The organism is Streptomyces sp. NPDC058663, from assembly GCF_042716745.1.
Taxonomy (GTDB): domain Bacteria; phylum Actinomycetota; class Actinomycetes; order Streptomycetales; family Streptomycetaceae; genus Streptomyces.
Genome location: NZ_JBHXRV010000003.1, coordinates 58,071 through 72,099, shown reverse-complemented (window position 1 = coordinate 72,099; position 14,029 = coordinate 58,071). Strand labels below are relative to the sequence as shown.

Annotated in this window: 11 protein-coding genes; 2 read left to right on the top strand and 9 right to left on the bottom strand. The window is 71.5% G+C overall.

The window, feature by feature from the left end; translation table 11 throughout:
• Positions 1–78: 78 nt before the first annotated feature.
• On the bottom strand, positions 79–1,122 hold the full coding sequence (locus ACFWVV_RS03150; protein ID WP_384344321.1) for a S1 family peptidase: 1,044 nt from the start codon (positions 1,120–1,122) through the stop codon (positions 79–81).
• Between the two features lie 346 nt (positions 1,123–1,468).
• Here ACFWVV_RS03150 and ACFWVV_RS03145 point away from each other — a divergent pair, with 346 nt between their 5' ends.
• Positions 1,469–2,296, top strand: coding sequence for a DUF1206 domain-containing protein (locus tag ACFWVV_RS03145; protein ID WP_384344318.1), 828 nt, complete (start codon positions 1,469–1,471; stop codon positions 2,294–2,296).
• 87 nt (positions 2,297–2,383) lie between these two features.
• Here ACFWVV_RS03145 and pruA read toward each other — a convergent pair whose 3' ends face one another.
• On the bottom strand, positions 2,384–4,015 hold the full coding sequence (gene pruA, locus ACFWVV_RS03140) for an L-glutamate gamma-semialdehyde dehydrogenase (RefSeq protein WP_384344315.1): 1,632 nt from the start codon (positions 4,013–4,015) through the stop codon (positions 2,384–2,386).
• 63 nt (positions 4,016–4,078) lie between these two features.
• Positions 4,079–5,059, bottom strand: a complete 981-nt coding sequence (locus tag ACFWVV_RS03135) for a proline dehydrogenase family protein (RefSeq protein ID WP_384344312.1) — start codon at positions 5,057–5,059, stop codon at positions 4,079–4,081.
• Between the two features lie 182 nt (positions 5,060–5,241).
• On the opposite strand from ACFWVV_RS03135, the gene ACFWVV_RS03130 reads away from it, so the two are divergent.
• The gene (locus ACFWVV_RS03130; protein WP_384344309.1) at positions 5,242–6,435 is read left to right on the top strand and encodes a PucR family transcriptional regulator; all 1,194 of its coding nucleotides are present in this window, start codon (positions 5,242–5,244) and stop codon (positions 6,433–6,435) included.
• Positions 6,436–6,456: 21 nt separating this feature from the next.
• Here the strand turns inward: ACFWVV_RS03130 and ACFWVV_RS03125 are convergent, their stop codons facing one another.
• From ACFWVV_RS03125 to ilvN, 6 genes are all read right to left on the bottom strand, one after another.
• Positions 6,457–6,984, bottom strand: coding sequence for a hypothetical protein (locus tag ACFWVV_RS03125; RefSeq protein ID WP_384344306.1), 528 nt, complete (start codon positions 6,982–6,984; stop codon positions 6,457–6,459).
• The gene (locus tag ACFWVV_RS03120) at positions 6,981–7,691 is read right to left on the bottom strand and encodes a hypothetical protein (RefSeq protein WP_384344303.1); all 711 of its coding nucleotides are present in this window, start codon (positions 7,689–7,691) and stop codon (positions 6,981–6,983) included. Before ACFWVV_RS03120 ends, ACFWVV_RS03125 begins: the two co-directional genes overlap by 4 nt.
• Before the next feature lie 64 nt (positions 7,692–7,755).
• The gene (locus ACFWVV_RS03115) at positions 7,756–10,266 is read right to left on the bottom strand and encodes a Tox-REase-5 domain-containing protein (RefSeq protein WP_384344300.1); all 2,511 of its coding nucleotides are present in this window, start codon (positions 10,264–10,266) and stop codon (positions 7,756–7,758) included.
• Between the two features lie 227 nt (positions 10,267–10,493).
• Positions 10,494–12,089 carry a phosphoglycerate dehydrogenase gene (gene serA / locus ACFWVV_RS03110; protein ID WP_384344297.1) on the bottom strand — a complete coding sequence of 532 codons (1,596 nt, stop codon included), beginning with the start codon at positions 12,087–12,089 and terminating at the stop codon, positions 10,494–10,496.
• 273 nt (positions 12,090–12,362) lie between these two features.
• Positions 12,363–13,364 carry a ketol-acid reductoisomerase gene (ilvC, locus tag ACFWVV_RS03105; RefSeq protein WP_384344294.1) on the bottom strand — a complete coding sequence of 334 codons (1,002 nt, stop codon included), beginning with the start codon at positions 13,362–13,364 and terminating at the stop codon, positions 12,363–12,365.
• Positions 13,365–13,478: 114 nt separating this feature from the next.
• The gene (gene ilvN / locus ACFWVV_RS03100) at positions 13,479–14,006 is read right to left on the bottom strand and encodes an acetolactate synthase small subunit (RefSeq protein ID WP_185034274.1); all 528 of its coding nucleotides are present in this window, start codon (positions 14,004–14,006) and stop codon (positions 13,479–13,481) included.
• Positions 14,007–14,029 lie beyond the last annotated feature (23 nt).

The following is a 14,029-nucleotide window of genomic DNA, read 5'->3' as shown; positions in this document are numbered from 1 at the left end:
TATCGCGGTGAGCCAGGTGCGCCCTTTCCGCGTGGGGGCCACTGCCCAGGGCCGGGAGGCAGTGGCCCGGCGGTGCGCCTAGTACACGCTCACTCCGTAGGCCGAGAGCGCCTCCTTCACCGGCTGGTGGATCGCCGAACCGTTCGTACCCGTGCAGCCGGAGCTGCCCGAGTGGATGCCGAGCGCGACCGTGCCCGCGAAGTGGGCGCCGCCGCTGTCGCCGCCGGCCGAGCAGGCGGTGGTGCGGACCATGCCGTAGACCGGTCCGTCGCCGTAGTTGACGGTGACGTTGACGGCGGTGACGGTGCCGCTGGTGACCTTGGTGGTCGAGCCGCTCTTCTTGAGGGCCTGGCCGACCACGGCGTTGGCTGCGGAGGAGACGTCCTGGGCGGAGCCGTTGTAGAGGTTCACGGTGCCCGCCGGGCTGGAGCCGTTGGTGTAGCGGACAAGACCGTAGTCGTTGGTCGGGAAGCTGGTGCCTTCGCGGGTGCCCACCGCGGCTCCGCCGGAGGACGCCGACCAACTGGCCGCCAGGTTGGTGCAGTGGCCCGCCGTGACGAAGTAGGTGGCCGTGCCCTTCTTGGCGTTGAAGGCGGCGGAGCAGCGGGAGCCGCCGCCGTAGATGGCGTCGCCGCCCAGCACTTCCTTCGTGAGGACGCCGGGCGCCCTGGCAATCCGGACCGCACCGCCCAGCGAGTCCGCGACCTTGCGCAGCCTGGCCATGTCCCGGGCGGAGACGGACGTGTCGGCCTCGACGGCTATCTGGTTGGTACGGGGGTCCAGCCCCCAGGAGGTGCCGGTGATCTTCGCTTGCTGCTCCAGCCGGAGCATCGCGTCGGAGAGCTGGGCGGCGCTGCGGGCGACCAGTTCCGGTGTGGCGCCTGTGGCGCGCACCTTCGCGGCGGCCTGCTCGCTCGTGACGGTGACGACCAGGGCGCCGGTCTTCGCGTCCACGTAGGTACCCGCGCTGTCGGCGCCCAGTTCGGCACGGGCGGCGGAGTCGCGGGCGTAGAGGGAGGGTGCGGCGGCGGGCGTGGGTTCGGCCCCGGCGGGGGTCGCGCCGAGGCCGAGGGTGGCGAGGAGGAGCAGGGCGGGCAGGGCGGCGTGACGTCTGATGCGCATGTGGGGATCTCCTTCTGGGCTGTCCGGCCGAGGGAGGTACGCGTGCGGGGGGCGCCGTGCGGAGGACAGCACAACGCCGCATTGCCTTGAGGGCGGCGGCGGAGCGCTGTGGTGTCGCGGGGACACCGGTGGAGCGCTGTGGTGCCGTAGGGGACACCCGTGGAGCGCCTTGGTGCCGTGGGGGACACCCGCGTTGAATTTGACATGCTCATCACGAACTCACAAGACCGCGTGCACCCGCGCGGTCCGTCCACCACCCGTCCCCCACCGCCCGTCCACCTTTTCGTTTCCGCACCCCCGCCCGGGGCACACGCCTGCCGACGAGAAGAAGCTGGAGGCGAACCCGATGAACGCCACGAGTGCGACCGGAACGGCAAGGCGGGCGGCCCGCAGCGACACCATGAAGTACGCGGCCAGGGCGGGTTTCACCGCGCGGGGCGTCATCCACCTGCTCATCGGGATACTGGCGCTTCAGATAGCCCTGGGCGGCGGCAGCAAGTCCGCCGACCAGGGCGGGGCGCTGGCGGAACTGGCGGAGAAGCCGTTCGGCAAGGTCCTGCTGTGGGCGCTGGGCATCGGGCTCGTCGCGATGGCCCTGTGGCAGCTGACGGAGGCCCTGTTCGGCTCGGTGGGCCCGGACGGGAACAAGCCGAAGAAGCGGCTGCTGGCCGCAGGACTGTTCGTCTTCTACGGCTTCGTCTCCTACTCGGTGCTGGCCTTCGCGGTCGGCAGCAAGGGCAGTGGCGACGGCAAGAGCGACAAGCAGTCCCACGACGTCACGGCGAAGGTGATGGACCTCCCCGCGGGGCAGTGGCTGGTCGGCGCGGTCGCGCTGGTGATCGCCGGCGCCGGTGTGTGGATCGCCGTGAACGCCGCCAGGCGGAAGTACCACAAGGAGATGAGGATGGGCGAGATGTCGCCCCGGACGCGGAAGCTGGTGGATGTCACCGGCGTCGGCGGCGGTGTCTCCCGGGGCCTGGTCTTCGCGGTGACGGGCGGCTTCGCGCTGGCGGCGGCGGTGACGTTCGACCCGGAGAAGGCCAAGGGCATGGACGACACGATCAAGTCGTTCCGGGACACCCCGGTGGGACCGTGGCTGCTGGTGGTGCTGGCCGTGGGGCTGATGCTGTTCGGCGTCTTCTCCTTCGCGATGGCCCGCTGGCGCAAGATGTAGCCCCCGCTGCGGACACAGCACCGCCCCCGTCCGATGTGGGGCCGGACGGGGGCGGGGATCAGGGGGTGGCTGCCCCCAGGGCCGGTATCAGCCCTGGTGCGGGTAGCGGTAGTCGGTCGGCGGAACCAGGGTCTCCTTGATGGCGCGGGTCAGCGTCCAGCGCTGGAGGTTCTGGGGGGCGCCGGCCTTGTCGTTCGTACCGGAGGAGCGGCCTCCGCCGAACGGCTGCTGGCCGACGACGGCGCCCGTCGACTTGTCGTTGATGTAGAAGTTGCCCGCGGCGTAGCGCAGCTTGTCCATCGTGTGGGCGGCGGCGGCGCGGTCGCCCGCGATGACCGAGCCGGTCAGGGCGTAGTCGGAGACCGACTCCATCTGCTCCAGCATGGCGTCGTACTTCTCGTCCTCGTACACGTGGACGGCGAGGATCGGGCCGAAGTACTCGGTGGTGAAGACCTCGTTGGCCGGGTCCGTGCACTCGATGACCGTCGGGCGGACGAAGTAGCCGACCGAGTCGTCGTAGGTGCCGCCGGCGACGATCGTGCAGGAGTCGTCGGCCTTGGCGCGGTCGATGGCCGCCTTGTTCTTGGCGAACGAACGCTCGTCGATGACGGCACCGATGAAGTTGTCCAGGTCGGTGACGTCGCCCATGGTGATCGAGTCGACCTCGGCGGCGAACTCTTCCTTGAAGCCGTCGTTCCAGATCGACGCCGGGACGTAGGCGCGCGAGGAGGCCGAGCACTTCTGGCCCTGGAACTCGAAGGAGCCGCGGGTCAGCGCGGTCTTCAGGATGGCGCGGTCGGCGCTCGGGTGGGCGACGACGAAGTCCTTGCCGCCGGTCTCGCCGACGAGGCGCGGGTACGTGCGGTAGTTGGCGATGTTCTCGCCGACCGTCTTCCACAGGTACTGGAACGTCGGGGTGGAGCCGGTGAAGTGGATACCGGCCAGGTCGCGGTGGGTGAGGGCGACCTCGGAGACGGCGATGCCGTCGCCGGTGACCAGGTTGATGACGCCCTTGGGCAGTCCCGCCTCTTCGAGGAGCTCCATCAGCAGGACGGCGGCGTGCGTCTGGGTCGGGGACGGCTTCCAGACGACGACGTTGCCCATCAGCGCCGGTGCGGTGGGCAGGTTGCCCGCGATGGCCGTGAAGTTGAACGGCGTGATCGCGTAGACGAAGCCCTCCAGCGGGCGGTGGTCCAGCCGGTTCCACACGCCGGGCGCGTTCGCCGGGGGCTGCTCGGCGAGCAGGTCACGGGCGTACTTGACGTTGAAGCGCCAGAAGTCGATGAGCTCGCACGGGGTGTCGATCTCGGCCTGCTGGGCGGTCTTGGACTGGCCGAGCATGGTGGAGGCGGCCAGCGTCTCGCGCCACGGCCCGCTCAGCAGCTCGGCGGCGCGCAGGATGATCGCGGCGCGGTCGTCGAAGGACATCGCGCGCCAGGCCGGAGCGGCGGCGAGCGCGGCGTCGACGGCGTCCTGGGCGTCCTGCTTCGTGGCGTGGGCGCCGGTGCCGAGCACGGCCTTGTGGTGGTGGGGCTGTACGACGGTGAAGGTCTCGCCGCCACCCATCCGCTTCTCCCCGTTGATGGTCATCGGGAGGTCGATGGGGTTCTCGGCCAGCTCCTTGAGCTTGGCCTCCAGGCGGGCGCGCTCCGGCGAGCCGGGGGCGTAGGAGTGCACAGGCTCGTTGACCGGGGCGGGGACCTGGGTTACGGCGTCCATGGTTTCCGTGGCTCCTTCGTGAGGGGTGGGGAGACTGGGAGGCTCTGCCTCAGTCGTCGGTCGTCAGTTCTTGGTGATGATGGAGCGGCCGAAGAAGAGCAGGTTGGCCGGCTTCTCGGCGAGGCGGCGCATGAAGTATCCGTACCAGTCCGTGCCGTACGCGGTGTACACGCGCATCCGGTGTCCCTCGGCGGCGAGCCGGATGTGCTCCTCGCTGCGGATCCCGTACAGCATCTGGAACTCGTACTCGTCCAGCTTGCGCCCGGCGCGGCGGCCGAGCTCCTGCGCGATGGCGATCAGACGCGGGTCGTGGGACCCGATCATCGGGTAGCCGTCGCCCTCCATCAGGATCTTCGTGATCCGGACGTACGCCTTGTCGATCTCGCCCTTGTCCTGGAGCGCGACGGACGCGGGCTCCTTGTACGCACCCTTCACGATGCGTACGCGGCTGCCCGCGGCGGCGAGCCTGCGCGCGTCGTCCTCGGTGCGGAAGAGGTACGCCTGGATGACGCAGCCGGTCTGCGGGAAGTCCTTCCGCAGCTCCTCGTGGATGGCGAACATCGAGTCCAGCGTGGTGTGGTCCTCGGCGTCCAGTGTCACCGTGGTGCCGATCGCGGCGGCGGCCTCGACGACGGGACGGACGTTGGCGAGGGCGAGCTCGTGGCCGCCCGGGAACCGGGGGTCGAGCCCGGAGGGCTCTCCGTCGAGGGTGGCGGCGGGCGACGGGAGGGACTGTCCGAACATGGAGAGCTTCACGGACATCTCGGCGGCGGTGCCCAGGCCGAGGTCCTTGAGGTGCGCGATCAGGTCGAGGTACGCGTCGCGGGCGGCGTGCGACTGCTCGACGGTCGTGATGTCCTCGCCGACGACGTCGAGTGTGACCTCCAGACCGTTGTCGGCGGCCTCGCGGACGATCGGCAGGACCTGGTCGACGGACTCACCGGCGATGAACCGGCTCACGACCTGCTTGGTGCCCGGCGCGGCCGACACGAAACGGCGCATCCGGTCGCTGCGCGACGCGGCGAGGATCACGGGACCCAGCACGGGGCACCTCCACAAAAAATTCATCGAAGGGGCCGTGACCAGCCCTTTTGTGACAGAACTGGGACGGCACGGATAACCACGGTGAAATCTAGGTAGCGCGCCGACCCTGGACTATCGACAGCTGTCACGCATCCGGAGGCCTCACCTCATACATATGTCTGAAACGGTGCGAGAATGGCGCCGTGAACGCCGATTACCAAGACCTGGTCGATGAGATCTCCGCCCTGCTGGGCGCGCCCGCGACCCTGGAGGACCGGGATTTCCGGCTGATCGCGTTCGGTGCGCACGACAGCGACGACGCGGGCGCGATGGACCCCGTCCGCACCCGCTCGATCCTCACCCGCCGCTCCACGGCGGAGGTCAGGGCCTGGTTCGAGCGCTTCGGCATCGCGACGGCCCCAGGACCTGTGCGCATCCCCGCCGACCCGGACGCCGGGGTGCTGCGCGGCCGGCTGTGCCTGCCGGTGCGGCACCGGGGGACGGTGTTCGGGTACGTGTGGCTGCTGGCGGGGGACGCACCCGTGCCGACGCTGCCCTACACCGAACTGGCGGACGCGGACCTGGACGCGGCGATGGCGGTGTGCGGCCGGATCGGGGCGCAGCTCGCCGACGAGGCCCGTGCCCGCGCCGACCTCGGCCCGCACCTGAACACCCTGCTCACCTCGGACTCCGAGGACCGCAGGGAGGCCGCGCTCACCACACTGACCGGCCCCCTGGCGGCGGGCGGGCCCCACGCCCTGCTGTGCGCCGCGCCCTGGACGGCCGCCCTGCCCGGTCTGCGTACGGTGCCGGGCGCCTCGGCACTCACCCTCGTACCGGTGCCGGGGGCGGCCGGGCCCCGGCTGGCGGTACTGGTCAGGCTGGGGGCGGGGGCGGACCCGGGGCCGGCCGTGGCGGCGGCGAAGACACTGCTGGCGGGCGCCACCGGAGCCCCGCCCGCCACTTCCCCCGCCTCCCCCGTCGTCGTCGGCATCGGTACGGCGGTGCGCACCCTCGCCGACCTCCCCGCCGTGTGGCGCGAGGCATCCGCCGCCGCCCGCGCCGCACTGGCCCGCCCGCACCTCGGCCCGGTGGCCGAGTGGTCGGCCATCGGCCCGTACCGCCTGCTGGCCGCCCTCCCGGACAGCGGCCCCGGCCACCCGGTGGACCCGGCCGTCGCCCCGCTCCTCACCCCCGCGCACACGGAACTGGCCCGCACCGCCGAGGTGTTCCTCGACTGCGCGGGCCAGGCGGGCCGCACCGCGACCGCCCTGAACATCCACCGCCAGACCCTCTACTACCGCCTGTCCCGGGTGGAACAGCTCACCGGCCTCGACCTGCACGACGGCGAGGACCGGCTGCTGCTGCACATGTCGCTGAAGGCGGCCAGGCTGTAGCGGCTCCGGGGGCTGCCCCCGTCAGTCCTCCAGCTCCTCGATCGGCCGGTCGCTCACCACCGCGGTCAGGAAGAACGGGCAGTCCCCGTCGATCTGGTGGACGGAGAGGGCGACCCAGCGGTCCGCGTCCCCGCCGGGCGGACGGACGGGGCCCCAGACGTGCAGGGTGCCCAACGCGTCCAGATGGCGCAGCTGTTCGAAGAGCGGGGGCAGGGCCGGGTCGCCCTCCGACCACCGGACGGCCACCCGGTTGCCGAGGTCCCGGTGGGCGCCCCAGCGGGTGTCCAGCTGCTTCACCAGCTCGCCGAGGTACCCGTACGCCCGCTCCTGTGCCTCTTCCCACTCCTTCTCGTACACCCCGAGCAGGTCCTCGCCCGACCAGAGTTCGGCGAGGGCGTATCCCTCGCCGCGCACCGAGAGGAACTCCCCGGTGTGCGGCTTACGTGCGTACTCCGGCGGCCCGCTCGCCGGGATCTCCGCGGCGAGCAGCGCGTCGACCTCGGCGAGGGCGCGGGCGGCGTCGAAGGTCCCGCCGCCGTGTGTGTTCACAGGATGCTCCGGTCCATGGGCTTGGGCAGGGGCTCCAGGGCGCCCGCATCGCGTAGCCGCAGATGGGCGGCGGCCACGGTGCCGGGGGCGCCGGGCGGGGCGATGTCCAGCAGCGCGCCGCCGGTCGGCAGGGGGGTGCGTACCGCCTTCAGGTCGGCCGGGACCAAGGCCGCGCGGGCCGGCGACAGGTAACCGATACGGCCCACGGCCGGCCTGGCCACCCGCGCTCCCGCTCCCCGCAGTGCGTCGCGCTCCGCGCCGTCGACGACGTCCCCGAAGTCCGGATTCCACACCTCCGCAACGGCACGCAGGAGTGCGGCCTCCGGGACGGCGGCGCCCTCCGGGGACCCGATCTCGATCAGCATCGCCTGCAGCAGGTTCGGCGACGCGCCGCCGGTCCGGCCACTCACCGAGATCTCCCAGCCCGGCGCACTCGCCGCGACCAGACTCGGTCCGACACCCGTCCGCTCGGTCCAGCCCTCGCCCGCCTCCTCCTCGCTGAGCACGGCGAGGAGGGCGGGTTCGTCCGCGACGAACTCGTCGGAGCCGCCGTCACTGCGGATCAGCAGCCACCGCGCCCCGCCCGGCTCGCTCCACGCGGCGGGAAGCAGCCCGGCGACCGCGTCGAGCGTTGCCTTCCAGGCGGCGGCCAGTTCCTCCAGCGGCTGCCGGCGGGGGCCCCAGAATCCCCGCACCATTCGTTCCATCCGATGCCTCCACCCTCGATGTGCGTGCGCGCCGAACGTCCGGCCGGTTGCGTTCCCGGGCAGGTTAGTCAAACGCCCCGGGCTTCCTGGGTCCTCCCTGTTTCGGCTTGCTCCAGACGACCTCGATGTCGAGCCCCGCCTTCTCGAACGCCTCGCGAGTCGCGTTCGCCGCACGCTCGTTGGAGAAGTGCCACTCGACGGCACGTCCATCGGCCGCGTCGACCTGCCGCTGGGCCTCGTCCAGGAACTTCTTCCTTCCGTACTCGGTGAGCTTGCCGGTGTCGGGGGCCACGAACTTCGCGTTGTCGCCGTAGCCGTTCTTTGCCTCCAGGAACGTCTGCCGCGAGGAGTCCCATCCGTCGTACTCCACCGGGGGCTTGCTCTTCCCGGGGTGCGGCACGATGTACTCGTGGCCGCGGGCCGTGCCGGTCACCTGCTCCTGGTAGCGCAGCCACGACTCGTTCTTCTGGACCGGTTGGGGATTGCGGTCGCGCGACGCCCAGTAGCCGTCCCCACCGTCCGCCGAACCCAGCGTGGGGGCCTTCAGACCGGCCGCCCAGTCGGGCTTCTCGAAGTTGCGCGGGTCCATCGCGTCGTTGTGCTCGGGTGCGGGCCACTGCTTGCGCTTCGCCGCCGCCTTTGCGGCCCGGGCGGGCTCCTCCGCGCGCTTCTTCGCCACCCAGGCGTCCCGCTCCGCCTTGCGGGCCTTCTCCGCCTCGGCCTTGGCGGTCGTGTCGCAGCCGTCGTCGGCGAGGTAGCGGACCCCGGGCGCGGGGCCTGCGGCGATCAGGCCCGTACCGGAGCCGGGGACCCCGCCCGAGCCAGGACCGCTCGCGATGGGGCAGCCCGTGCTGCGGGCCCGGTCCTCCGCGAGGTCCGCCGCCTCGTCCGCTTCCTTGGCGGCCTTGCGGGCTCCCTCCACGTCCCCCGCGTCCGCGGCCTTGCGTGCGCGGTTCGCCGCGTCCCCCGCCTTGTCGGCGGCCTCCGCCGCCTCGGCAACTCCCTTGGCCGCCTTGCCCAGGTGGGAGAACTTGCCGGCCACCTTGGCGACGTCGTAGCCGGGGATGAAGAGCGAGCCGACGTTCCAGACGACGTCGGTGACGGCGCGGGTCTTCTCACCGTTGTTCCAGCGCCGGCGCACCTCGTCGCCGACGAAGAGGTCGTCGCCGACGCGGAAGGCGGTGTTCCAGGACGCCTTGCCCCAGTCGCCGAGTGCACCGGGGTAGTCGCCGTCGTCCCACTTGCCGGCCGCGTCCTTGGAGTCCTGGAGCCACTGGCCGCCGAGCTGCTTGCCGTACGCGCCGATGCCCTCCCAGGTCTCGCCCTTGAAGAGGTCGAAGAACCCGGTGACGTCGCCCCACACACCGTCCACCGCAACGCCCTTGACCACCTGGGTGATGCGGTCTCCGGCGCAGGAGAAGAATCCCCAGCCGGAGCAGTCCTCCTCCTCGGGCTCCTCCTGCTTCTCCTCCCGCGGGGGCTCCTCGGCCTCCTCGCCGGGCGCGGGCATCTCGTCGTATTCAGCCTCGGTCTCGGGGCCCGCCAGGACCGGAGTGTCGCCCGGCCCACCGGGACCACCGGGGCCAGCGGGCCCACCGGGGCCACCGGGCACAGGTGTTCCGTCCTCGGTGTCGCCCACACCCCCGGTCCCGCCGGGCCCGCCCGTGCCACCCGCGCCGGCTGCACCTGCGGAATCACCAGCCCCGCCGGCCCCGGTTGCACCTCCGGCAGCGCCAGTTCCATCCGGTCCCCCGGCACCCCCCGCATCACCCCCGGCCCCTCCAGGCCCACCCGCTCCCCCGGCCCCTCCGGCTCCCCCGTCCACCCCGCCCGCCGACGGCCGCACACCGCCCTGGTCACCGCCCTGGTCACCGCCCTGGTCACCGCCCTTTCCCCCGGTCGCGCCGTCCGCCGGGTCCGCTCCCCCGCAGTCCGTCCCGCCCGTGATCGAGCAGACCGCCTGTCCGATCCCCTCCGCGATCCGGCCGCCGAACCCGGTCAGGGTCAGCGCCAGCACGATCCCCGCGAGGATCACGACGAGACCCGCGTACTCGGCCGTGGACTGCCCCCGGTCCCGCCGCCAGGTGATCATCCGGGGCAGGGAGAAGCGCCAGTCCCAGCGGCGTGCGGGCGGCGCCGGCCGGTCCGGGCGGGCGAACCACGCCCGGCTCTCCGCGCGCGTCAGCAGCCACAGCACCACCAGCGGCACCAGTAACTGGCTGAACCCCCGCAGGGACCCGCCGCCGATGCTGCCGATGCCCCCGAGGACCAGCCAGACCTGTACGCCGATCAGTCCGGCCCACACCCGCCGCCCGCCGGTCCACAGTCGCCGCGAGAACAGGAATCCGGCGACCCCGGGCGCGGCCCCGTACAGCACGAGGCCAAACACCCCGGCGAACGGCCCGTCCGCCGCGAGCGCGGAGCCGAGCAGGCCGAGTCCGCCGAGCACGGTGACCGCGAACAGGAGCAGGACCAGCCCGCGCACCGCGTACAGCGGTCCGGGCAGCGGTGGCCGGGGTGCCCGCCCGGCACCTGCCGCTACCGGCCCCACGGGTATGCCACCGATCGCCGACATGCGCCACCCCAACCGCCGTACTCCGCAGGCGGAACGCACAGCGGAGGACGGCTCACGCTAGGGCTGCCCCGGGTGGGCGTCATGGGCCCGTGGGCCCTACCCGGGGCCCATCCCGCTCCCCCGCACCGGCCCCCCGTACACGCACAAGAGCACCCCCTCCGCGAGGGAGGGGGTGCTCAGGGACTTCACCTGCGTACGTGCGACGGCCGCCGCACCGCGCCGGGGACCTAGTCGGTCAGGTTCACGGAGCGCGCCGAGGCCGCCCCGATCTCCTCGGCCAGCTCGTTGAGCACCGTCTGCGGAACCGTGTCGTCCACGGTCAGCACCGCGAGGGCCTCGCCGCCGACGTCCGCCCGGGCGACCTGCATGCCCGCGATGTTGAGGCCCGCCTCGCCGAGGACCCGGCCGACCGTGCCGACGACGCCGGGACGGTCCTGGTAGCGCAGCACGACCATGTGGTCGGCGAGCGTCAGGTCCACGTCGTACTGACCGATGGCGACGATCTTCTTGAGGTTCTTCGGACCGGCCAGCGTGCCGGAGACCGAGACCTCCTCGCCGCCGGTGAGGGTGCCCCGTACGGTCACCACGTTGCGGTGGTCGGGGGACTCCGAGGAGGTCGTCAGCCGCACCTCGACACCGCGCTCCTGCGCGAACAGCGGGGCGTTGACGTAGCTGACGGTCTCGTCGACGACGTCCTCGAACACACCCTTCAGCGCGGAGAGTTCGAGGACCTTCACGTCGTGCTGGGTGATCTCGCCGTACACCTCGACGTCGAGCCGGGCCGCGACCTCGCCCGCGAGCGCGGTGAAGATCCGGCCGAGCTTCTCGGCGAGCGGCAGGCCGGGCCGTACGTCCTCGGCGATGACGCCGCCCTGGACGTTGACCGCGTCGGGGACCAGCTCGCCGGCGAGCGCGAGGCGCACCGAGCGGGCGACGGAGACGCCGGCCTTCTCCTGGGCCTCGTCGGTCGAGGCGCCGAGGTGCGGGGTGCAGACGACCTGGTCGAGCTCGAAGAGCGGGGAGTCCGTGCAGGGCTCCTTCGCGTACACGTCGAGGCCGGCGCCGGCGACGCGGCCCTCCTTGAGGGCGGAGTACAGCGCGGCCTCGTCGACGATGCCGCCGCGGGCCGCGTTCACGATCCGTACCGCGGGCTTGACCTTGTGCAGGGCCTCGTCGCCGATCAGACCCAGCGTCTCGGGGGTCTTGGGCAGGTGCACGGTGATGAAGTCGGAGGCTTCGAGCAGCTCGTCGAGGGTGAGGACCTTGACGCCCATCTGCGCGGCCCTGGCGGGCTGCACGTAGGGGTCGTAGGCGACGACCTTCATGCCGAAGGCGGACATCCGCTGGGCGACCAGCGCGCCGATCCGGCCGAGGCCGACGACGCCGAGGGTCTTCTCGGCCAGCTCGACGCCGCTGTACTTCGAGCGCTTCCACTCGCCGTTCTTCAGCGCGGAGTTGGCCTGCGGGATGTTCCGGGCGGTGGCCAGGATCAGGCCGCAGGCGAGCTCGGCGGCGGTGACGATGTTGGAGGTCGGGGCGTTCACGACCATCACGCCCGACTTGGTGGCGGCGGAGACGTCGACGTTGTCGAGGCCTACTCCGGCGCGGGCGACGACCCGCAGTTTCTTCGCGGCGGAGATGGCCTCCGCGTCGACCTTGGTCGCGGAGCGGACCAGGATCGCGTCCACGTCGGCGATCGCGGGCAGGAGTTCGGCGCGGTCGGCCCCGTTGCAGTGCCGGATCTCGAAGTCCGGCCCGAGGGCATCGACGGTGGCGGGCGACAGCTCTTCGGCAATGAGTACGACAGGCTTGGCAGTGCTCACGTGAGTCCTCACTGGTCCTTTGCGGACGGCCGTCCCGACGGCCGCAGGCGGTGGAGGGGGTGGGGCATGCAGGTGCCCCCCGAGCCGCGTGGAAGACGCACGACGCTGTGGGCCTGACGCGTGTATTGGTTCAGCAGTGTAGTGCTGTCGGCGGACCCCGTGTCCGCCTCTTCGTAAGAATCACCCGTCCGGGGCTCGACGTTCTGTACGGTCCCCGGCGGGCGGGAAGAGGGGCCGCGGCGTCCCCGCGCGCGGCCCCTCTTCCCGTGAGGCCTACGCCTCTTCGTCGTTCACCCAGCTCATGAGCTTGCGGAGCTCCTTGCCTGTGGTCTCCAGCAGGTGGTTCTCGTCGGCCTTCTTGTACTCGGAGTACTTCTTCAGGCCGCCGTGGTACTCGTCCATCCACTGCTGGGCGAAGGTGCCGTCCTGGATCTCGCCCAGGACCTTCTTCATCTCTGCCTTGGTGTCGGCGGTGATGATGCGGGGGCCGGTGATGTAGTCGCCCCACTCGGCGGTCTCGGAGACCGACCAGCGCATCTTCTCCAGGCCGCCCTCGTACATCAGGTCGACGATGAGCTTCAGCTCGTGGAGGCACTCGAAGTAGGCGATCTCCGGCTGGTAACCGGCCTCGGTCAGGGTCTCGAAGCCGGCCTTGACCAGGGCGGCGGCGCCACCGCAGAGCACGGCCTGCTCACCGAACAGGTCGGTCTCGGTCTCCTCGGTGAAGGTCGTCTTGATGACGCCGGCGCGGGTGCCGCCGATGGCCTTGGCGTACGACAGGGCCAGTTCGAAGCCCTTGCCGGTGGCGTCCTGCTCGACGGCGGCGATGCACGGAACGCCGCGGCCCTCCTCGTACTGGCGGCGGACCAGGTGGCCCGGGCCCTTGGGGGCGACCATGGCGACGTCGACGCCGGCCGGGGGCTTGATGAAGCCGAAGCGGATGTTCAGGCCGTGGCCGAAGAAGAGGGCGTCGCCGTCCTTGAGGTTGTCCTTGACGGACTCCTCGTAGACCTGGGCCTGGATCGGGTCCGGGACGAGGATCATGATGACGTCGGCCTCGGCCGAGGCCTCGGCCGGGGTGACGACGCGCAGGCCCTGCTCCTCGGCCTTCGCCTTGGACTTGGAGCCCTCGTGCAGACCGACGCGCACGTCGACGCCCGAGTCGCGGAGGGACAGCGCGTGGGCGTGGCCCTGGCTGCCGTAACCGAGAACCGCGACCTTGCGGCCCTGGATGATGGACAGGTCGGCGTCGGCGTCGTAGAACAGCTCGGCCACTGGGAATCTCCTAGGTGTGCGTGTTGTGCGTCCCACCGTACGGCGGGCTTCGGGCGGAAAGTTCTGGGGTCTCGCCATGCGGGCGCCCCGGGCGGGGCGCCCCCGGCGGAGCGGTCAGGCGCTGCGGTCCAGCGCCCGCAGCGAGCGGTCCGTGATGGACCGGGCGCCACGCCCTATGGCGATGGTGCCGGACTGCACGAGCTCCTTGATGCCGTACTGCTCCAGCATCTTGAGCATCGCTTCGAGCTTGTCGGCGCCGCCGGTGGCCTCGATGGTCACCGCGTCGGGCGACACGTCGACGGTCTTGGCGCGGAACAGCTGGACGATCTCGGTGACCTGGGAGCGGGTCTCGTTGTCGGCGCGGACCTTCACCAGGACGAGTTCGCGCTGGATGGCGGCCGCCGGTTCGAGTTCGACGATCTTCAGTACGTTGACGAGCTTGTTGAGCTGCTTGGTCACCTGCTCCAGCGGCAGCGCCTCGATCACGTTGACCACGATGGTGATGCGCGAGATCTCGGGGTGCTCGGTGGTCCCCACCGCGAGGGAGTCGATGTTGAACCCGCGGCGGGAGAAGAGGGCGGTGATGCGGGCGAGGACGCCGGGCTTGTTCTCCACCAGGACGGAGAGCGTGTGCTTGGACATGATTCTCTCTCTGCTCTTCTCTG